This is a genomic window from Halomonas sp. 707B3 (assembly GCF_024158645.1).
Taxonomy (GTDB): domain Bacteria; phylum Pseudomonadota; class Gammaproteobacteria; order Pseudomonadales; family Halomonadaceae; genus Vreelandella; species Vreelandella lionensis.
In genome coordinates this window covers 1-20,877 of record NZ_JAMZBE010000013.1, presented here as the reverse complement: position 1 = coordinate 20,877, position 20,877 = coordinate 1, and the positions used below count along the sequence as shown (strand labels likewise).

The 20,877-nt window shown below is 56.7% G+C and carries 21 protein-coding genes; 15 read left to right on the top strand and 6 right to left on the bottom strand.

Features of this window, described 5'->3' with window-relative positions; translation table 11 throughout:
• Window positions 1-61: 61 nt before the first annotated feature.
• The 4 genes from clpA to BIS10_RS18870 form a co-directional block, all read right to left on the bottom strand.
• Window positions 62-2,338: an ATP-dependent Clp protease ATP-binding subunit ClpA gene (clpA, locus tag BIS10_RS03365; RefSeq protein WP_253502436.1), complete on the bottom strand. Its 2,277-nt coding sequence runs from the start codon at window positions 2,336-2,338 to the stop codon at window positions 62-64.
• 154 nt (window positions 2,339-2,492) lie between these two features.
• Entirely contained in the window at window positions 2,493-2,801 is a 309-nt protein-coding gene (gene clpS / locus BIS10_RS03360) for an ATP-dependent Clp protease adapter ClpS (RefSeq protein WP_083026654.1), read from the bottom strand.
• Between the two features lie 350 nt (window positions 2,802-3,151).
• Window positions 3,152-5,386 (bottom strand): NADP-dependent isocitrate dehydrogenase, encoded by a 2,235-nt coding sequence (locus BIS10_RS03355; RefSeq protein WP_253502433.1) that lies wholly within the window; start codon window positions 5,384-5,386, stop codon window positions 3,152-3,154.
• A gap of 153 nt (window positions 5,387-5,539) precedes the next feature.
• Entirely contained in the window at window positions 5,540-5,662 is a 123-nt protein-coding gene (locus BIS10_RS18870) for a hypothetical protein (protein WP_266100062.1), read from the bottom strand.
• 38 nt (window positions 5,663-5,700) lie between these two features.
• Here BIS10_RS18870 and BIS10_RS03350 point away from each other — a divergent pair, with 38 nt between their 5' ends.
• The 9 genes from BIS10_RS03350 to BIS10_RS03310 all read left to right on the top strand — a co-directional run bounded on the left by BIS10_RS03350 (window position 5,701) and on the right by BIS10_RS03310 (window position 14,555).
• Window positions 5,701-6,408 (top strand): pseudouridine synthase, encoded by a 708-nt coding sequence (locus tag BIS10_RS03350; protein WP_253502430.1) that lies wholly within the window; start codon window positions 5,701-5,703, stop codon window positions 6,406-6,408.
• Window positions 6,405-6,869, top strand: a complete 465-nt coding sequence (locus BIS10_RS03345) for an NUDIX domain-containing protein (protein WP_253502427.1) — start codon at window positions 6,405-6,407, stop codon at window positions 6,867-6,869. Before BIS10_RS03350 ends, BIS10_RS03345 begins: the two co-directional genes overlap by 4 nt.
• Window positions 6,870-6,942: 73 nt before the next feature.
• Window positions 6,943-8,100, top strand: coding sequence for a tRNA 2-thiouridine(34) synthase MnmA (gene mnmA, locus BIS10_RS03340; RefSeq protein WP_301281947.1), 1,158 nt, complete (start codon window positions 6,943-6,945; stop codon window positions 8,098-8,100).
• Window positions 8,097-8,735, top strand: coding sequence for a high frequency lysogenization protein HflD (gene hflD, locus BIS10_RS03335; protein WP_253502425.1), 639 nt, complete (start codon window positions 8,097-8,099; stop codon window positions 8,733-8,735). The genes mnmA and hflD overlap by 4 nt, the downstream gene beginning before the upstream one ends.
• 55 nt (window positions 8,736-8,790) lie before the next feature.
• Window positions 8,791-10,176 (top strand): adenylosuccinate lyase, encoded by a 1,386-nt coding sequence (purB, locus tag BIS10_RS03330; protein ID WP_253502423.1) that lies wholly within the window; start codon window positions 8,791-8,793, stop codon window positions 10,174-10,176.
• 50 nt (window positions 10,177-10,226) lie between these two features.
• Entirely contained in the window at window positions 10,227-11,408 is a 1,182-nt protein-coding gene (locus BIS10_RS03325) for a cupin domain-containing protein (protein ID WP_253502421.1), read from the top strand.
• Between the two features lie 3 nt (window positions 11,409-11,411).
• On the top strand, window positions 11,412-11,834 hold the full coding sequence (locus BIS10_RS03320; RefSeq protein WP_083026591.1) for a GNAT family N-acetyltransferase: 423 nt from the start codon (window positions 11,412-11,414) through the stop codon (window positions 11,832-11,834).
• A gap of 381 nt (window positions 11,835-12,215) precedes the next feature.
• Complete coding sequence (locus tag BIS10_RS03315) at window positions 12,216-13,814, top strand: isocitrate lyase (protein WP_083026592.1); 1,599 nt, start codon at window positions 12,216-12,218, stop codon at window positions 13,812-13,814.
• A gap of 273 nt (window positions 13,815-14,087) precedes the next feature.
• Entirely contained in the window at window positions 14,088-14,555 is a 468-nt protein-coding gene (locus BIS10_RS03310; protein ID WP_083026594.1) for a glycine zipper 2TM domain-containing protein, read from the top strand.
• Between the two features lie 133 nt (window positions 14,556-14,688).
• Here the strand turns inward: BIS10_RS03310 and BIS10_RS03305 are convergent, their stop codons facing one another.
• Window positions 14,689-14,970 (bottom strand): hypothetical protein, encoded by a 282-nt coding sequence (locus BIS10_RS03305; protein ID WP_062373619.1) that lies wholly within the window; start codon window positions 14,968-14,970, stop codon window positions 14,689-14,691.
• Window positions 14,971-15,147: 177 nt separating this feature from the next.
• On the opposite strand from BIS10_RS03305, the gene BIS10_RS03300 reads away from it, so the two are divergent.
• Window positions 15,148-15,630: a peptidylprolyl isomerase gene (locus BIS10_RS03300; RefSeq protein ID WP_253502419.1), complete on the top strand. Its 483-nt coding sequence runs from the start codon at window positions 15,148-15,150 to the stop codon at window positions 15,628-15,630.
• A 46-nt stretch (window positions 15,631-15,676) separates the two neighbouring features.
• Here the strand turns inward: BIS10_RS03300 and nikR are convergent, their stop codons facing one another.
• Complete coding sequence (nikR, locus tag BIS10_RS03295) at window positions 15,677-16,099, bottom strand: nickel-responsive transcriptional regulator NikR (RefSeq protein ID WP_044627811.1); 423 nt, start codon at window positions 16,097-16,099, stop codon at window positions 15,677-15,679.
• A gap of 106 nt (window positions 16,100-16,205) precedes the next feature.
• Here nikR and BIS10_RS03290 point away from each other — a divergent pair, with 106 nt between their 5' ends.
• The 5 genes from BIS10_RS03290 to BIS10_RS03270 all read left to right on the top strand — a co-directional run.
• Window positions 16,206-17,789: an ABC transporter substrate-binding protein gene (locus BIS10_RS03290; protein WP_253502417.1), complete on the top strand. Its 1,584-nt coding sequence runs from the start codon at window positions 16,206-16,208 to the stop codon at window positions 17,787-17,789.
• Complete coding sequence (locus tag BIS10_RS03285) at window positions 17,780-18,766, top strand: ABC transporter permease (protein ID WP_253502415.1); 987 nt, start codon at window positions 17,780-17,782, stop codon at window positions 18,764-18,766. The genes BIS10_RS03290 and BIS10_RS03285 overlap by 10 nt, the downstream gene beginning before the upstream one ends.
• Window positions 18,759-19,556, top strand: coding sequence for an ABC transporter permease (locus BIS10_RS03280; RefSeq protein ID WP_253502413.1), 798 nt, complete (start codon window positions 18,759-18,761; stop codon window positions 19,554-19,556). The genes BIS10_RS03285 and BIS10_RS03280 overlap by 8 nt, the downstream gene beginning before the upstream one ends.
• A gap of 29 nt (window positions 19,557-19,585) precedes the next feature.
• Window positions 19,586-20,404 (top strand): ATP-binding cassette domain-containing protein, encoded by an 819-nt coding sequence (locus BIS10_RS03275; RefSeq protein ID WP_253502411.1) that lies wholly within the window; start codon window positions 19,586-19,588, stop codon window positions 20,402-20,404.
• A partial coding sequence (locus tag BIS10_RS03270; protein ID WP_253502409.1) for an ATP-binding cassette domain-containing protein occupies window positions 20,397-20,877 on the top strand: 481 nt, incomplete at its 3' end. The genes BIS10_RS03275 and BIS10_RS03270, both read left to right, overlap by 8 nt.

Below are 20,877 nucleotides of genomic sequence, written 5' to 3'. Positions count from 1 at the left end.
GACAGGGCGCTGTGCGTTAGCGGGTAATTGAGTCAGAGCTTGCGGGTACTTAGCGCCCTTCTCAGGGCGCGTCTGCCATTTCCGACTCAGTTGTCAGGTGTAGCTCACCCTCCTCTAAGCTGACATGCACAATCCCACCGTGCTCCGCTAATTCACCGAACAGAATCATCTCTGCTAGCGGCTTCTTGAGCTTCTCTTGGATCAGGCGAGCCATTGGCCTTGCGCCCATATCCGGGTCGTAGCCTTTCTCTGCCAGCCAGTCTCGCGCCGTGTCGTCTACATCTAGCTGTACTCGCTTCTCGTCTAGCTGTGCCTGTAGCTCGATCAGGAACTTATCGACAACGTTACGCACCACCGTGGTGGGCAGCGCATGGAACTGGATAATGCCGTCCAAGCGGTTGCGGAACTCTGGCGAGAAGGTGCGGCGAATCACTTCCATGGCATCGGTAGAGTGATCCTGATTCTGGAAGCCAATAGAGCGACGTGATACCTGCTCTGCCCCTGCGTTAGAGGTCATAATCAAAATCACGTGACGGAAGTCCGCTTCGCGGCCGTTATTATCGGTCAGGCGGCCATGATCCATGACCTGCAGCAGCAGGTTAAAGACTTCCGGGTGGGCCTTCTCGATCTCGTCAAGCAGCAGTACACAGTGCGGCTGCTTGGTGACTGCTTCTGTTAACAGACCGCCTTGGTCATACCCAACATAGCCAGGAGGCGCACCGATCAAGCGTGATACGGTGTGACGCTCCATGTACTCAGACATATCAAAGCGGACGAGCTCAATGCCCATGATATGCGCAAGCTGTTTGGCGACTTCCGTTTTACCCACACCGGTTGGCCCGGCAAACAAGAAGTTACCCACGGGTTTGTCTGGCGACTTCAGACCCGCACGGGAGAGCTTGATGGCGGCAGACAGGGAGTCAATGGCTTCATCCTGCCCAAACACCAGCATTTTCAGATCGCGGTCTAGCTTTTCAAGCTGCTTGCGATCCGAGCTCGACACGCTCTTCGGTGGAATGCGGGCAATAGAGGCCACTACCGCTTCTACCTGCTCCACATCAATCGTGTTAGTGCGCACTTCCGGTGGCAGCATGCGCTGATGGGCGCCTGCTTCATCAATGACATCAATCGCCTTATCGGGCAGGAAGCGATCATTGATATAGCGATCCGCCAAGCGAGCAGCACTTTCTAGTGCACCATCGGTGTACTTAAGCTCGTGGTGCTCTTCAAAGCGCGAGCGAAGCCCTTTGAGGATCTTGATGGTGTCTTCAACAGACGGTGCAAGCACATCGACTTTTTGGAAACGACGCGCCAGCGCACGATCTTTTTCGAAGATACCGCGAAACTCTTGGAACGTCGTCGAACCGATGCAGCGCAGCTCGCCAGATGACAATAGCGGCTTCAGCAGGTTAGAGGCGTCCATTACGCCACCCGATGCAGCACCCGCACCAATCACGGTGTGAATCTCATCAATAAACAGCACAGCATTGGGCTGTTTACGCAGCTCGCTTAGCAGGCTCTTGAGGCGTTTTTCAAAATCGCCTCGGTACTTGGTGCCTGCCAGCAGTGCGCCCATATCCAGTGAGTAAACCACCGCGTCGGCAATGACTTCCGGCACGTCTTCTTCGACGATGCGCTTGGCTAAGCCTTCGGCAATAGCGGTTTTACCCACACCCGCTTCACCCACCAGGAGTGGGTTATTTTTACGACGGCGGGCCAGAATTTGCACAACGCGCTCAAGCTCATGGTCGCGGCCAATCAGAGGGTCGATTTTACCCTGACGTGCCTGCTCATTGAGGTTGGTGGCGTAGCCGGTCAGCGGATGAGCAGCGCCTTCAGCGCTCCCCTCTTCTGCGTCGTCACTCTCTTGAGAGGAAGGTGATGGCGACGGGCCATGACCAGAGACTTTAGAAATTCCGTGGGCGATGTAGTTCACCGCGTCTACCCGCGCCACGCTTTGTTGTTTAAGGAAGTAAACCGCTTGACTCTCTTGCTCGGAAAAGATGGCCACCAGCACATTAGCGCCAGTCACTTCGCTTTTACCGGAAGATTGAACATGGAATACAGCACGTTGCAGCACGCGCTGGAAGCCCAGCGTTGGCTGCGTTTCACGGTCACCCTGACCTTCTGGGATCAGCGGTGTGGTCGAGTTAATGAAATCCTGCAGATCGGACCGCAGCTTGTCGAGGTTTGCCCCACACGCCTTCAGCACATCCACCGCAGAGGCATTGTCTAGCAGCGCCAGAAGCAGGTGCTCTACGGTCATGAATTCGTGGCGCTTTGAGCGAGCCACGGTGAAGGCCGTGTTCAGGGTCAGTTCAAGTTCTTTGCTCAGCATGGCAGTCCCCTTTTCGCTACTACCTAGGGCATATCGCCACCTAGGGCTTGCGTCGGATCAGTTTAATCGACCGGCACTTTCAACATCGGGTACAAATGGCGTGGTTGCAAGCCCCTGTGCTACTTTTTTTCAACGCTACTCATTTTAAATAGGCTTAATCAGCAGCTTCGATGTCACTCATTAGCGGGTGCTCGCATTCACGGGCATACTCATTCACTTGATAACTTTTAGTTTCAGCAATATCCCGGGTAAAAATGCCGCAAGTGGCTTTCCCCTGGGTGTGTACCGCCAACATCACCTGCACGGCTTTTTCGCTATCCATATTAAAAAAGCCTTGCAGCACTTCGACAACAAACTCCATGGGAGTGTAGTCGTCATTATGCAATACCACCTTGTACAGCGGCGGCTGTGCCACTGCTGGCTCAGCTGACTGTACTGCTAGGTCATCGTCATGCTCAGGCATGCCAGGGCGTGTCATGCCTGCATTTAAGGTGGCCACCATATATAGGCTTTCTGTATTAGGCATAAGCAACAAGGATCATCTTCTCTCGGCTGACAGGCGATGTCTTACACGAAGGTATTACAGCACTGTGCTCGCCCAACATTATGCTTGGCTAATACTAAGCTCAGGCAACACTAGGTGCTGTTAACACTGGGCTCGGTTGTACACACATAATCTGCTGTATAAGACGCGCGCCATCAACAAGGGTTCATGAAAAACTCAAAATTATCACACTGGGCCAAACAAAAAACCCCTGCCCGCAAAGCAGGCAGGGGGTGTAGCAGCACTCAATTTACGATTGAGTGGGGCAATTAGCCCTTGGCAACCATCGCCAGTGCGTCGTTCAGCGTTTTGCTCGGACGCATGGCTTGGCTGGCCAGCTCGCCGCTCGGGCGGAAATAGCCTTGAATATCCACCGACTGCCCCTGAACGCTGTTGAGTTCGTCCACGATAGCGGCTTCGTTGGCTTTCAGCGTTTCGGCCAGGCGGGCGAACAGCGTCTTCATTTCGGCGTCTTGGTCTTGAGCAGCCAGGGCTTCGGCCCAGTAAAGCGCCAGATAGAAGTGGCTACCACGGTTATCCAACTCGCCCACTTTACGCGACGGTGACTTGTTGCTGTCGAGGAATTGGCCGTTGGCTTCATCCAGTGCTTTGGCTAGCAGCGTAGCGCGGGCGTTACCGAAGGTGCTGCCCAGGTGCTCAAGCGACGCCGCCAGGGCCAGGAACTCACCCAGCGAATCCCAACGCAGGTGGTTCTCTTCCAGGAACTGCTGAACGTGCTTCGGAGCGGAACCGCCAGCGCCGGTTTCAAACAGGCCACCACCGTTCATCAGCGGTACGATGGAGAGCATCTTGGCGCTGGTGCCCAGTTCCATGATCGGGAACAGGTCGGTGAGGTAATCGCGCAGCACGTTACCAGTGACAGAGATCGTGTCTTCGCCTTTACGGATACGCTCCAAAGACACCTTCATCGCCTCGACCGGCGCGAGGATACGAATATCCAGGCCAGCGGTGTCGTGATCTTTCAGGTACGTTTCGACCTTTTTGATCAGTTGCGCGTCGTGGGCGCGGTTAGCGTCGAGCCAGAACAGCGCCGGGGCACCGCTATCGCGAGCGCGAGTCACGGCCAGCTTCACCCAATCTTGAATCGGGGCATCTTTGGTCTGGCACATACGCCAGATATCGCCTGCTTCTACTGGGTGGCTGAACACCGTTTGGCCAGAATCGTCGGTCACTACGACGGTGCCATCAGCAGGCATTTGGAAGGTTTTATCATGAGAGCCGTACTCTTCGGCTTTCTGCGCCATCAGGCCCACGTTGGGTACGCTGCCCATGGTAGTTGGGTCGAACGCGCCGTTCTGCTTGCAGTCTTCGATCACCGCCTGATAAATGGTGGCGTAGCAGCGGTCAGGGATAACAGCCTTCGCATCCTGCAGCTCGTCATTCGCGTTCCACATCTTGCCGGAATCACGAATCATCGCCGGCATAGAGGCATCGATGATCACGTCGCTGGGCACATGCAGGTTGGTGATGCCTTTATGGGAGTTCACCATCGCCATGGCCGGGCGAGTTTGATAAAGGGCCTCTACATCGCCTTTGATCGCCTCTTGCTGGTCGCTGGGCAGCTTCTCAATAGCGCTGTAAAGGTCGCCGATACCGCTGTTCGGGTTGAAGCCAGCACTCTTCAGCACGTCAGCGTGCTTCTCCAGCACCTCTTTATAGAACTCTTCTACCACGATACCGAACATGATTGGGTCGGAGACCTTCATCATGGTGGCTTTCAAGTGCAGCGAGAACAGCACGCCGCTCTCTTTGGCATCGCTGATTTGGCTGTCAATAAAGCTGCGCAGACGGCGGCTACTCATGCTGGCGGCGTCAATGACTTCGCCTGCTTGTACCGCAAGGCCCTCTTTTAGCACCACGTTGGTGCCATCTTTTTGCTGCAGCTCAATCTTCAGCGTGCCGGCTTTTTCCATCACCGCCGACTGTTCGCTGCCGTAGAAGTCGCCTTCGCTCATATGAGCCACATGGGACTTAGAGTCAGCGCTCCACTCACCCATGCGGTGCGGGTATTTGCGAGCGTAGTTCTTGACCGATTTCGGCGCGCGGCGGTCGGAGTTACCTTCGCGCAGCACCGGGTTTACCGCACTGCCCTTGGCTTTGTCGTAACGCGCTTTAACGGAGGCTTCTTCGTCGTTTTTCGGCTCTTCCGGGTAGTCAGGCAGCGGGTAGCCCTGGCTTTGCAGCTCTTTGATGGTTGCTTTTAGCTGCGGGCCAGAGGCGCTGATATTGGGTAGTTTGATAATGTTAGCTTCAGGCGTCTTCGCCAGCTGACCAAGCTCCGCCAGGTCATCGCTCACGCGCTGCTCGTCGCTCAGAATATCTGGGAATTGTGCTAATACGCGGGCAGCAAGAGAAATATCGCGGGTCTCTACTTCGACACCGGCAGAGTCGGTAAAGGCATCAATGATGGGTAAGAGAGAGTAGGTAGCGAGCGCAGGAGCTTCATCGGTGAGCGTATAAATGATCTTCGGCGTTTTAGACATTTTTGCGTTAACCTCTTTTTTTCGGTCGCTGTGATTATAAAAAATCCTGAGCTACGCGGCTCATTCAACGATTAGCCATGCCGCGAAGCGGGTGGAGCATCCTGTATGCGCTGCCCCTTTGGTCAGTCGGTGGTACTACTGGTCACTCGGTGGTTATTGCGGTAACGATGACGACAGATGAAAACGGTGGTCATCACGATGCCAACGGTTCATCTCAAACAGCTGCGCCAGATTATACCAGCGCTGCACTTTAACCGCATGAGCGATTGTCGACAAATCCTCCACCTCTAGTTCTTGAGACAGCTTGTGAGACGATGAGCACCTTATATTTACTGCACAAACCCTACCGTATGCTCTCCCAGTTTACCGATAGCCAGGGCAGGGCCACCTTGGCAGAGGTGATTCGCGCCCCAGGGGTGTACGCCGCTGGCCGCCTTGATTTTGATTCTGAAGGCCTGCTGCTACTCAGTGATGACGGGGGCCTTATTCACCGCATTGCCCACCCCAAACACAAGCAGCCAAAAACCTATTGGGTGCAGCTTGAAGGCCACATTACCGATGAAGCCATCCGCGCGCTCAAATCAGGCATTACGTTAAAAGATGGCCCGACCCTACCCGCCAAAGCGCGCCGTATAGCGCCGCCTGCTATTGCTGAACGTGACCCGCCGATCGACCCTAAGCGCCACCCTCTCACCAGCTGGCTAGAACTCACTATTAGCGAAGGCCGCAACCGCCAGGTGCGCCGTATGACTGCCCACGTAGGCTTTCCTACCCTGCGCCTGATTCGTGCGGCCATTGGCCCCTGGCAGCTTGGCGACCTGGCACCTGGAGAATGGCGTAAAGAAACCCTGCACGCACCGCGCCCGGGCAACGCCAAGCAGCCTCGCGCCGTGCCAAAAAAGGCTAAGCCAAAAAACGCCAAGCCGAAAAGCGCCTCACCAAAAGGCTCAGGTACCAATAAAGCGCGTGCCGCAAAAGCAGCCCCCAAACGAAGCACCAAATCCAGAGGCCCTAAAAAATGAATACGCCTTCTCCTACTGTTCGGCCAACCATTCGCAGCACGGTGGCCTGTGTAATTCAGCAGGGCGAGCATTTTTTAATGGTGGAAGAGGATAAAGGTGGTGCCCACACGCTCTTTAATCAGCCAGCCGGGCATGTGGAACTTGGCGAAGGGCCGGTAGCCGCCATACAGCGCGAGGTGCAAGAGGAAACGGCGTGGCAGGTATTGCTCACCGGCTATTTAGGGTTGTACGTTTTTCACACCCCAGAGGGAGAAACGTTTCATAGCCATGGATTTACCGGCGTCCCTGAACAGCCGCTCACCACGGCGATTGACCCGGCCATTGTGGCTACCCATTGGTTAACACGCGATGAGATCGTCGCACTCGCGGCCGCGCAGCGGTTAAGAAGCCCGCTGGTGCTGAAACGCATTGACGATGCCCTGAACCACCGTCACTTCCCGCTTTCGGTGATCCAAGAGTGAAGCACTCGAAGCATCGAGCCCCCATCGTGTATAATCGCCGCCCAATTGCACACCACTTCAACTGAGGATGCCAATGACATCCACCGATGGCACAGCCACCCAGGACGCGTCAGACACCCACACCGCTGCCACTGGTAAAGTGATTGTCGGCATGTCCGGCGGCGTCGACTCCTCCGTTTCTGCTCTCCTTCTGCTCCAACAGGGGTACGAGGTCGAGGGCCTGTTTATGAAAAACTGGGATGAGGACGACAACACCGAGTACTGCACGGCGAAGGAGGATCTCGCCGATGCCGAAGCGGTGTGCGCCAAGCTAGGGATCAAGCTGCACACGGCTAACTTCGCCGCCGAGTATTGGGACAACGTGTTCGAGCACTTCTTGGCAGAGTACAAAGCAGGCCGTACGCCCAACCCTGACATCCTGTGTAACCGGGAGATCAAGTTTAAGGTCTTCTTAGAGTATGCCGAGATGCTCGGTGCGAACAAAATTGCCACCGGCCACTATGTGCGCCAGGGCATTCGCGATGGCCTACCGCGCCTGCTGAAAGGCTTGGATGGCAATAAAGACCAAAGCTACTTCCTGCACGCCGTACCGGAAGCCGCCATTGCTCGCACGCTGTTCCCGGTCGGCGAGCTTGAAAAACCCGAAGTACGTGCCCTGGCAGAGCAGCACGACCTCATCACCGCGAAGAAAAAGGACTCCACAGGCATCTGCTTTATCGGTGAGCGTCGTTTCCGCGACTTCTTGCAGCAGTACCTGCCCGCCCAGCCGGGCACCATCGAGACCCCTGAAGGCGATGAAATTGGCCAGCACATGGGCTTGATGTATTACACCCTGGGGCAGCGTCAAGGGTTAGGTATTGGCGGTTTGGCCAACTACTCCGAAGACCCCTGGTACGTGGCGGCAAAAGATCTCGAGCGCAACGTGCTGATCGTGGTGCAAGGCAAGCATCATTCGCTGCTTTACACCAATGCACTCGCCACCGAGGCGATGGACTGGGTCGCTGGAAAGCCGCCGGTTCAGCAAGGCCGCTTTACCGCCAAAACCCGCTACCGCCAAAGCGACTGCCCCTGCGAAATTGTCGCCCAGGCCGATGGCAGCGTTGAGGTTATTTTTGACGACCCGCAGTGGGCGGTCACGCCCGGCCAGTCGCTGGTGCTTTACGATAACGACATCTGCTTAGGCGGCGGCGTTATTCGCGCCACCTGGAATGCCTCGGAGACCGCTGCATGAGCGCAACCCCTATTCACCGCGCGCCCGACACCCCCGCCGCCCGCCAAGCCCTCGCCCTGGCGGGGGTCTTTCAAGCAGCAAGCCTCGTCGATGAACTCGCCCGTACGGGACAAGTTGATACACGCGCGTGGGAAACGCTGATCAACGCGACGGTAGACACCAACCCGGAAAGTTTTGAAGCCATCTACGGCGGCCATCCGAACAACCTACGCCGCGGGCTGGATACGCTGGAAGCGCTCGTCGGCCGTAAGCAGGCCAACCCGGTGGTATTGCGCTACGGCTTTTCGCTGCTGCTGCTAATGAATAAGCTGCGCACCGACCGCCAAATGATGGACGTGTTAGGCCAAAAGCTGTCCCATGTTCAAGGGCAAGCAGACCACTTTGGCACTACCCACGAAAACGTCATTGCCAGCCTTGGTGAAACTTACCAAGAGACCATTTCGACGTTTAAAACGCGCATTGTGGTGCAGGGCGACCCCTCGCTACTGCAAACCCGCATGATGCCGGAACGGGTACGCGCTTGCTTAATGGCCGGTATTCGCTTTGCGCTGTTGTGGCATCAGCAGGGCGGCCGCCGCTGGAAGCTGGTGTTTCAACGCAAGGCGCTACGCCGAGCGCTGGATAACTTTAGCTAGCCGCCAAGATACCTTACTTTCGACCTCCGACTTTGACCACTCTGGAAACCAAGCCATGCAACTCTCTGCTCTGACCGCCCTTTCTCCCGTTGACGGCCGCTACGGCGCCAAAGCCGCCGCGCTACGTGAACACTTCAGCGAATTCGGCCTGATCCGTGCGCGCGTGATTGTGGAAGTGCGCTGGCTGCAGCGCCTTGCTGAGCACGGCCAGATTGTCGAAGTCCCGCCGCTTTCCGCGAAAGCCACCGCGTTTCTAGAGCAGCTTATTCGTGACTTCTCAGTCGATGACGCGGAGCGCATCAAAGAGATTGAGCGCACCACCAACCACGACGTTAAAGCGGTGGAGTACTTCCTAAAAGAGAAGATTGCAGGCCAAGCAGAGCTAAACGCCGTTACCGAATTTATCCACTTCGCCTGCACCAGTGAAGACATCAACAACCTCTCTTACGGCGTGATGCTGGCAGATGGCCTGAAAGCCATGCTGCCGACGATGCATGAAGTCGCCGATGAGATTGCCAAGCTGGCGATTGCCCATGCAGGCCAGCCGATGCTGTCACGCACCCATGGCCAAACCGCCAGCCCCACCACGCTGGGTAAAGAGATGGCCAACGTGGCGTATCGCCTCAAGCGCCAGCTCAAGCAGATCGAAAGCGTGGAGATTCTGGGCAAAATCAACGGAGCGGTAGGCAACTACAATGCTCACCTGACCACCTACCCGGATATCGACTGGGAAGCCAACGCGCGCACCTTCGTTGAAGGCCTGGGATTAAGCTTTAACCCCTACACCACGCAAATCGAACCCCACGACTACATTGCCGAACTGTTCGATGCGATCTGCCGCTACAACACGATTCTGATCGACTTTGACCGCGACGTATGGGGCTACATCTCCCTGGGCTACTTCAAGCAGCGCACCGTAGAAGGCGAAATTGGCTCTTCCACCATGCCGCACAAGGTCAACCCGATTGACTTTGAAAACTCAGAAGGCAACCTGGGCCTCGCCAACGCGGTGATGAGCCACTTAGCGCAAAAGCTGCCGATCTCCCGCTGGCAGCGCGACCTGACCGACTCCACCGTACTGCGTAACCTAGGCGTTGGCTTGGCCTATGGTCTGATTGGCTACCATGCAAGCCTCAAAGGCATCAGCAAATTAGAAGCTAATCCATCGCGCCTGGAAGAAGACCTGGATAACAGCTGGGAAGTACTTGCCGAGCCGATCCAAACCGTGATGCGTCGCTACGGCATTGAAAAGCCCTACGAGAAGCTCAAAGAACTTACTCGCGGCAAGCGTATTGATCAAGCGGGCTTTGCCGCCTTTATTGATACTCTTGAGCTGCCCGAGACGGTCAAAAATGAGCTGAAGGCACTCTCGCCCGCCAGCTATATTGGTAATGCGAAGGCCCAGGCCGAAGCACTCAACCAGCGGCTTGCTGCACTCTAAACGACGCTCTACGACACTGACGTAGCGCTCACTTGAACTAGGATAACGCCATGAGTCATCACGATAAGCCACTCACCCTGCTAGGCGATTTAACGCCTGCAGACTTCTTGGCCAACTATTGGCAGCAGAAGCCACTGCTGATTCGTGGCGCTATCCCTGATTTCGTCAGCCCTATCGACCCCGATGAGCTGGCCGGGCTTGCCTGCGAGCCTGGAGTAGAGGCTCGGCTAGTGGAAGAGAACGGCCCTGATGGCCCTTGGCAGGTCTCCCATGGGCCGTTTGATAACGCCACCTTCGAGCGCCTTCCAGAAGGCCACTGGAGCCTGCTCGTTCAAGCGGTGGATCACTATGTGCCCTCTATCGCTGCGCTGATGGAAGAGTTTGATTTCCTGCCCAGCTGGCGGTTAGACGACATCATGGTGAGCTATGCGCCTCCTGGCGGAAGCGTAGGCCCCCATATTGATCAGTACGATGTGTTTCTGCTGCAAGCCAGCGGGCACCGTCGTTGGCAGCTAGGGGGCAAGCAGCCGGATAACGCCGCCATTATTCAGGGCATTGACCTGCGCATTCTGGAGTCTTTCGAGATTGAAGCAGATTCCGACTGGACGCTGGCACCCGGCGACATGCTCTACCTCCCCCCCGGCTGGGCACATCACGGTGTTAGCCAAACCGACGACTGCATGACGATTTCGGTGGGTTTCCGGGCGCCCTCTGCGGACGAAGCGATCACTTCTTACGCCGATTACATTGGCGAGCAGGTCTCGGACTCCTATCGCTACAGCGACGCGGGAATGACACCGGCTGAAGAGTTAGGCGAGCTCGACGATGCCGCTGTTGAGCGTATGCGCCAGTTTATTCTCTCCACCCTGGATAACCCTGAACAGGTTGCCCAGTGGTTTGGCCGAGTGATGACCCAGCCAAAATATATCGATCAAGTCGTGGCCCTTGAGGAGCCGATGAGCGAAGCCGACCTTGTTGCTCAACTACAAGACGGTGAGCCACTGTTCCATATGCCGGGTTCTCGCTTTGCATGGCGCAGCGATGCGTCAGGCACCACGCTATTTGTCGATGGCGACGGGCATACCTGCTCAGAGACTCTGGCAAAACGCCTCGCTGACCCAACGCCGATGTACGAAGAGGTGCTGGAAATTGACGGCGCTAAAGCGCTGATTACACAGCTCATCAACAGCGGCAGCCTTGGTTTTATGGGCGAAGGCGACGACGAGGAGTAAGGCGTGGAAGCGGTAACGGTAAAAAGTGGTAGTTGGGCATTACTGGGTGAGCCAGCCTCGCTGATTCGCCGAATCGTCTTTATCGACGAGCAGCAAGTTCCTCAAGAGGAAGAGTGGGATGGCCGCGATACGGAGTGCATGCACTTTTTAGCCACTCTCAATGGCGAGCCGGTAGGCACCGCGCGACTGCTGCCCGATGGCCACATTGGCCGCGTTGCGGTACTTAGCAGCGCCCGAGGCACGGGCATTGGCTACCAGCTAATGGAGGCGGCCATTAAAGCCGCCCGCGAGGCCGGCCACCCTCATGCAGCGCTTAGCGCCCAGTTACATGCCCTCGCTTTCTATGAACGCCTGGGGTTTGTTGCCCATGGCGATGTGTTTATGGATGCGGGGATTCCCCATCGTGAGATGGAGCTCGCCCTGTAGCCTGCCTTTGCCTGCCCTGCCAAAGCGCCACCCTGTGTGGCGCTTTTTTTATGCCAATGTTTATTCCTATGACGAAAAACGACTACACAAACAGGGCGTTTGGCGTAGTCGCTGTCGTCGGACTACAACGCCGTGTGCCCCCAAGTGACAATTGTTGATTATCCTCGCCTAGTTGATAGTTATTGCACTGCAGCGTTAGTGAGCACCTCTTCGGAGACATTGACGCTGTGTGAAGCGAAGCGCCAAGCCGCGACGTTTTACTTAGAGACGATTGGCGTAGAGACAGCGCCGCGAAATTGAACAATGCTGGAATCTATCTCGCAGGTGCAGCATAAGAATAAGCTAACGTGCGAACGACGATAACCCCGGAGGAAACAGCTCATGTCAGGACTGCTCGACGATATCAAAGCCATGGCCCAACTGCGCGAAGCTCAAGGCGGCAAGTGGTCAGCGATCAAACCTGAATACGCCGCCCGCATGCGTGCTCAGAACCGTTTCCACACTGGCTTGGACATTGCCCGCTACACGGCCAAGATTATGCGTGACGACATGGCCGCCTACGATGCCGACACCTCACAGTACACGCAATCTCTGGGCTGCTGGCACGGCTTTATCGGCCAACAGAAGCTGATCTCTATTAAAAAGCACTTCGGCACCACCAAGCGCCGTTACCTCTACCTTTCCGGCTGGATGGTGGCCGCACTGCGCTCCGAGTTCGGCCCGCTGCCCGACCAATCCATGCATGAGAAAACCTCGGTCGCGCACCTGATCGAAGAGCTCTATACCTTCTTGAAGCAAGCGGATGCCTGGGAGCTTAACCACCTGTTCCGCGCCTTGGATGACGCTAAAGCCGCAGGTGATAGCGCTAAAGAGCAAGAGCTGACCAGTAAAATCGACAACTACGAAACCCACATCGTGCCGATTATTGCCGACATCGACGCTGGCTTTGGTAACGCTGAAGCCACCTATCTGCTGGCCAAAAAATTCATTCAAGCAGGTGCTTGCTGTATCCAGCTTGAAAACCAAGTATCGGATGAGAAGCAGTGTGGCCACCAAGACGGTAAAGTCACCGTTCCCCATGAAGACTTCCTCGCGAAGATCAACGCCGTGCGTTACGCCTTTCTAGAGCTAGGCGTAGAAGATGGCGTGATTGTAGCCCGCACCGACTCTCTGGGCGCTGGCCTGACCCAGAAGATCGCCGTCACCAACGAGCCGGGTGACCTGGGCGACCAGTACAACAGCTTCCTGGATGGCGATGTCATTGAGAACGCCGACGATATCAATAACGGCGACGTGGTGATCAAGCAAAACGGCAAGCTGGTGAAGCCCAAGCGCCTTGCTTCTGGGCTCTATCAGTTCAAACCCGGGACAGGCGAAGACCGCGTGATACTGGACTGTATCACCAGCCTGCAAAACGGTGCCGACCTACTATGGATCGAAACTGAGAAGCCCCATGTTGGCCAAATTGCCAGCATGGTAAACCGCATCCGCGAAGTAGTGCCGGATGCCAAGCTGGTGTACAACAACTCGCCTTCCTTCAACTGGACTTTGAACTTCCGCCAGCAGGTATTTGATGCCTGGGAGAAAGAAGGTAAGGATGTCTCGGCTTACCAGCGCGACAAGCTGATGAGCGTGGAGTATGACAACACCGAACTTGGTCAATTGGCCGACGAGTGGACGCGTAACTTCCAGCGCGACAGCTCTCGCGAAGCAGGTATCTTCCACCACCTGATTACACTGCCCACGTACCACACCGCAGCGCTCTCTACCGACAACCTGGCTAAGGGCTACTTTGGCGACGAAGGTATGCTGGCCTATGTGGAAGGTGTGCAGCGTCAAGAGATCCGCCAAGGTATCGCCACTGTTAAGCACCAGGACATGGCAGGTTCTAACATCGGTGACGATCATAAAGAGTTCTTCCATGGCGACGCAGCGCTGAAAGCGGGCGGCAAAGACAACACCATGAATCAGTTCGGTTAATCAACCTTACTCGCAATACCTCCAGGAGGCTTCGGCCTCCTGTTTTTTTGCCTTCCGTTTAATACTTTGCAATTAACCCAAACGCGTGCAAAATTTTTGCACACTGCTTTCTTAATGCCTGCCTACACTCTACTTTATGACCTTTTTTCTGGATGGCTGGTCAAAGCTGTACGATTCCGTTATCTTTTAACGAACGCTGTTCTAAAATAAATTGTACGCAACGCCTTGCGACCGATTCACGGCCATAGATGCTGATACCCACTGGAGGTTTTAATGAAACGTTTACTACCTGTTGCCGCGTTAAGCATTCTCACACTGGCTGGCTGCGCCAACACTGCCCCCTACTCTGGTGATGTATACCGTGGCAATCAAGCGCAAACGGGCCAGAGCGTCAGCTATGGCACTATCGTGGCTATTCGTCCGGTACAGATTCAGGCCGACAGCCGTACCGGAAACCTACTAGGCGGTGGCGGTGGTGCCATCATTGGCGGCCTGCTAGGTAGCCAAATCGGCGGCGGCTCAGGGCGTCAGCTCGCCACCGTAGCAGGGGCGCTAGGTGGCGCGGTGGCGGGTACCGCTACTGAAGATCGCGCTAACCGTGTGAATGCACTGGAAATGGAAATCCGTCGTGATGATGGTACCGATGTGGTGGTGGTGCAAAGTGCTGATCGTCAGTTCCAGGCAGGTCAGCGGGTTCGCCTAATTGGTAGTGGTGCTAATCTGAGCGTAGCGCCGTACTAAATCGTGGCCTACTAAGGTCTAGCTCGTTAAGTAAAAGCACTATCTACGCAGCTGACACTATGACAGTTGCCAAACACACAGCCGCCCGGCCAAATTGGCCGGGCGGCTGTGTGTTTGGAGCAACAAATCGCGTTTAGTGAGCGACTTTACTGCTTGCCCAGTTGGCAAGTTTCATCACTACCAATGCAATCACCGCGAGCAAAATCGCCACCAGCAGCACATCTACAGGGCGAATCAAAGTTGTAGCACCCAATACGGCCAACGCAACCACCCACAAATAGCGGTTGTCGCCATGGCTTTTCAGCACGCTTGGCAGCATTTTATCTAGCCCCTGGCTAACGCCGCTTTCCCAACGCTTATTAGCAAAATAAGCAATCAGTACAAAGGCGATAACCCAAATTAAGAAGATAGTCATAACAGGCTCCGGTGAGTGTTATTTTAAGAGAAAAATTAATTGCTGTAGGGTATCCCTGCACACCCCCCGGCGCAATAGCGCTAAAGGCGTGGAGGTGGAAAAAGCCCGCTTACCCCCTGACAAGCTGGCCCACACGCGTTACCATGTTGGGACATGCACTCACCGAAAGGTTATTCAATGCAAATTGCGCAAAACTCGGTTGTCGCGTTCCACTACACCCTGACCAACGATGCAGGTGAGGTGCTAGACAGTTCTGAAGGCCGCGAGCCGCTGACGTATCTCCACGGCGCTGGCAACATCATTCCGGGCCTGGAAAAAGAGCTTGAAGGTCGTGCTGCTGGGGACAAACTGAACGTTAAAGTTTCCCCTGAAGAGGGTTACGGCGAAGTTCAAGAGCAGCTGATGCAAGAAGTACCGCGTGATGCATTCCAAGGCGTTGAAAGCATTGAGCCGGGTATGCAGTTCCAAGCGCAAACCCAAGGCGGCCCGCTCATGGTTACCGTCAAGAAAGTTGAAGGCGACACCGTTGTGGTTGATGGCAACCACCCGCTGGCGGGTCAGCACCTCAACTTTGACGTTGAAATTGCTACCGTACGCGAAGCAAGCCAGGAAGAAGCCGAGCACGGCCACGTGCACGGCGAAGGCGGCGTAGAGCACTAAGCTCTTGCATGCCACAAAGGGCGGCCAATGGGCCGCCCTTTTTATTTTAATGGCCGCTATGTGATGCTGACTCTTCTGGAATCAACACAAGTTGGCCATAACGCACGCTACGCGACGATGTCACCTCATCGGCAAACTGCTTCAGTGCACTCCCCTGCCCCTTTAAGAGTGCGACTTCCAAGCAGCTATCGTGATTGATATGCACATGCAGCGTTGAGAGCGTTAAATCGTGATGGTCATGAGAGTGACGAGTCAGGCGCTTAGAGAGATCTCGCGCCGCGTGGTCATACACATACACCAGCGCTCCCATACACGGCGCATTGGGTGCAACCTCCTCTTTCACCTGCTTTAACCCGTTGCGGGTCAAGTCACGAATGGCCTCTGAGCGATTTTGATAGCCGCGCAGCGCCATCAGCGCATCGACCTCGCTTAACAGCTCCTCATCCAGCGTTACCGTTACCCGCTGCATACTCTCTCCTTCGCCTATCCGGTGTAGTGCTCTGCCGCAACTTCCAGCGCCGATAGTATGATGTTATTGTAAAAACATCATACCAACAGCCGTGAACAGGTGTCCCATGCGTCGCACTATCATACTGGCTCTAGCAGCCACATGCGTAGCGCTAAGCGCGCCAGCGTTGGCCAAAGACCAGCTAGTGCTTGCCATTGGTGGTGAACCGGAGCAAGGGTTTGATCCGCTGTTGGGCTGGGGTCAGTACGGCAGCCCTCTATTTCAGTCTACGCTGCTTACCCGTGGTCAGGACTTAACCCCGCAATCAGGCCTAGCCACAGAATGGTCCCTTTCTGAAGATCGCCTTACCTGGACTCTCACCTTACGCACGGACGTGCGCTTTTCAGACAACACCCCGCTAACCGCAGAAGACGTTGCCTTTACGTTCACCGCCGCCGCCGAGGCAGGCGGTAGAGCGGATCTCAGCGCATTAGCGAGTACCCGTGCGGTCGACGGCAACACCGTCGAATTCACCCTCAAAGCACCGCGCATCACTTTTATCGACCAGTTGATGACGCTGGGTATCGTGCCCAACGCCGAGCGAGAAAACGGCTATGGCGACGAGTATGGCAGGCAGCCGCTGGGTTCAGGCCCTTACCGGTTAGTGGAGTGGCAAGAGGGTGAGCAGCTGATTGTTGAGCGGAACCCCTATTTTTACGGCCCCGCGCCGGTCTTCGAGCGTCTGGTGTTTCTGTTTACCGATGAAGCCGCCACCCTAAGTGCAGCTCACGCAGGCCAGGTGGATCTCGCTGCGGTGCCACCAGCGCTGGCAGAGAACATCCCTGAGCAGATGCATCGGGTGATTATGAAGAGCGTCGATAACCGAGGCATTCTGTTCCCTATGCAGCCCGCCACGGGCGAAAAAGCTGACAACGGCGCGCCGATTGGTAATAACGTCACTGCCGACCTCGCCATTCGCCAGGGGGTCAATTTAGCCCTTGATCGTGAGACGCTGGTGGACGTTGCGCTAAACGGCTTTGGTCGCCCCGCTTTTGGCCCTGCCGATGGTCTTCCCTGGAGCCATAAGGATGAGAAGCTCGCGACGCCCAACCTTTCCCGCGCTAACGCCCTGCTAGATGAAGCAGGCTGGGTACGCAAAGAAGAGGATGGACTGCGCTATAAAAACGGCCAACCTGCACGCTTTCGTCTCACATACCCCACCAGCGACACCACCCGCCAACAGCTCGCCCAGGTGAGTGCCGAGATGGTGCGCCCGCTCGGCATCGAGATACAGCCCACCGGCCGCCACTGGGACGAGATCCAACGTGAGGCGCTTCACCAAGACGCCATCGTGTTTGGCTTTGGCAGCCAAAGTCCGCAGGAAGTGTACTACCTCTTCCATAGCGAGCATGCCGGGTTCGGTTTTTACAACAGTGGTTACTACGCCAACGAGGCGGTCGACCAACACCTGGATGCCGCCCAAGCGGCGGCTAACACCGAAGAAGCCAATCAGCATTGGCAAGCCGCCCAATGGGACGGCGATACCGGCTATGGGGTACAGGGAGACACCAGCTGGGCCTGGATGGTCAACCTTGCCCACGTGTATGCCACCAACCGCTGCCTCGACCTGGGCGAACTGGGCGTTGCCCCTCACGGCCACGGCTGGCCGGTCACCGCCAACTTGCTTGAGTGGCGCTGGACGTGCGATTAACGGTTTGGCTAGCGAGCCGCCTACTTCGGCTGTTGCTGGTACTGCTAAGTGTCGCAGCGGTCTCTTTTGGGCTGATGATGCTATCTCCCATCGACCCGGTGGATGCCTACCTTGGCCCGCAAATGGCCCAGGTCAGCCCTGAGCAGCGCACGCTGATTGCCGAACGCTGGGGGTTTAACGCCCCGGCCAGTGTGCAGTTTCAACACTGGCTGCAACAGTTGCTTAGCGGAGAGCTGGGCTGGAGCCATATCTACAACCAGCCGGTAAGCGACGTCATCAACCAGCGCTTCCAGCGCTCGTTTTTTCTGCTGTTGAGCGCTTGGCTGCTCTCGCTGATACTTGGCGTAGTACTCGGCATCGCCGCAGGAAGCAAAGAGGGCTCCCTGCTGGACCGCTTGATCAGCGGCTATGCTTATATCACTGCTTCGACGCCCACGTTTTGGCTCGCCATGCTGGCGCTGCTACTTTTCTCCGTCACCTTGGGCTGGACCCCCACCTGCTGCGCAGGGCCCACGGGCGTGCTGAGCCAAGAAGTAACGCTGCTCACGCAGCTGCACCATCTCCTTTTACCTACTCTCACCCTCGCCCTGTTAGGCGTTGCCACCATCACGCTACATACCCGGGCCAAGATGGCGGCGTTTATGCGCTCGGATACCGCGCTGCACGCCTTTGCCCAAGGCGCCAGCCGTTTCGATATCGCCTGGCGCCACGGCTTGCGCCACGCCAGCCTGCCAGCGATCACTTTGGCGTTTGCCTCTCTCGGCGAGCTATTTGGCGGCTCCCTTCTGGTTGAACAAGTCTTTGCTTACCCTGGACTTGGGCAGGCGACCGTCGCCGCTGGCTTGCGAAGCGATGTGCCGCTACTGCTCGCCATAGCGCTATTTACCGCGCTATTTGTGAGTATTGGCAACCTCATCGCCGATGGCCTTTACCAGTGGGCCGACCCACGTATCGCACGGGACCGCACTAATGAATAGCCAGCCGCGCCTGGTCGCAGCAGGCTATGCAGGTGTGTTTGGCCTGCTGGTATTACTGTTGCTCAGCAGTTCTCTATGGCTGGGAGATAGCCCACTGCACATGCAGTTCGAGGCCCGCCTCATGCCTCCCAGCGCCGAGCACTGGCTGGGCACCGATGCCCTAGGGCGAGAGCTTTGGGCCCGCACGCTGGCGGGGCTTGCCTTGAGTTTTGGGGTAGGGCTGAGCGCGGCACTGTTGGGCACGCTGGTTGCTTTAAGCTTGGCGAGTCTCGCCATGCTCTCGCCCATACTGGATGCGCTGGTGAGCTTACTGATTGATACGCTGCTGAGCGTGCCACACCTGATTTTACTATTGCTGATCGCCTTTGCCCTGGGCGGCGGCACCCAGGCTGTCATTATCGCTGTTGCGTTGACCCACTGGCCAAGCCTTGCCCGCTTGCTCAGAGCCGAGCTACTCAGCTTGCGAAACGCCCCTTATGTGGCGATTTCGAAAGGGTTTGGCAAACGCCAAGGATTTATTGTTTGGCACCACTTGCTGCCCCATGTGCTGCCTCACTGCTTGGTCGGCGCACTGCTGCTGTTTCCCCACGCCATTTTGCATGAAGCAGCCCTGACCTTTTTAGGCGTTGGCTTAGACCCTACCCAGCCCGCCATCGGCGTATTACTGGCCGACGCCATGCGCTACCTTACCGGCGGCTACTGGTGGCTAGGGGTGTTTCCTGGGCTGGGTTTACTGCTGATGGTACTGGCGATTGAACGCTTCGCCTCGATGCTGCGCAAAGCGCTGTAAAGATCGCGATTTTTAACAAGGAGTTTGCCATGCTGACCATTGACCGGCTAACCCTGCAACTCCCCTACTACCCCCGCTGGTGGCGACGGGAGTGGACCACCTGTATCGAGTCGCTCTCGCTGCACCTTCAGCCGGGCGAAGTGCATGCTGTGGTGGGTGCGTCAGGCGCAGGTAAAAGCCTGCTGGCCTACGCCATTATGGGGCTACTGCCCCAAGCGGCACGGGTCGCAGGAGAGCTGCGCTTCCAGGGGGAGGACTTAACACCAGCGCGCCAGCGGCAGCTGAGGGGGCATCAGTTGGCGCTCATTCCTCAATCGTTGAATGCTCTTGACCCGCTCGCCCGCAGCCAGCATCAGGTACGCTGGGCGGCCCAACGGGCAGGATTTGGTCGCTCAGCCGCCCAGCAGCGCGCCGATGAGCTATTGAGCCGCTATCAGCTTAGCCACGCGTCTACCCACTACCCCCACGAGCTGTCAGGCGGCATGGCGCGGCGGGTGCTCATCGCTATGGCCCAGGTGGGCAACGCACGTCTGGTGATTGCCGATGAGCCCAGCGTAGGCCTTGACCCCAACCAACGCGACCGTGTGCTGGCAGCACTAAAAGCTATCGCCCTAGAGGGCAAAGCGGTGATGCTGATTACCCACGATCTGCGCCATGCCCTTACCATTGCCGACAGGGTTTCCGTGATTCGCCAGGGCCAAGCGCTGGAAACCGCACCTGCCCAGGCTTTCCAAGGCCAGGGCGAGCAGCTTATGAGTTGCTATGCGCGAACCTTGTGGCAGGCGCTACCGGAAAACGCGTTCAGCACGCAGCCCAGATTCGCGCGCCAGGAGCCAGCATTTGCTTGAAGCCCATCAACTATCGTTTCACTTTGCGTCAGGCTCGCCCCTGCTAACGAATATTTCCCTACGCCTTGCGCCCGGCGAGTGGTTAGGGCTCAGCGGTGACTCTGGAGCGGGAAAATCAACGCTTGGCAAGCTATTGGCAGGCCAGCTCACGCCCCACCACGGCAGCGTGACGATAGATGGCTCTCCGCTGCCTAAACTTGGACGACGCCCCGTGCAGCGGCTGCCGCAGTCGCCTGAATTGGCGGTGAACCCGCGCTGGCGGGTAGGAAAGATATTGACGGAAGCGTGGACACCGCCAGATACGCTGATGGAGGCGTTTGGCATTGAAGATGAATGGCTAAAGCGCTTTCCCAGTGCACTCTCCGGCGGGGAGCTACAACGGGTGTGCGTATTGCGCGCCCTCGCCCCCGGCGTCCGCTATGTGGTGGCCGATGAGATCTCCACCATGCTGGATCCGATCACTCAGCTGACGC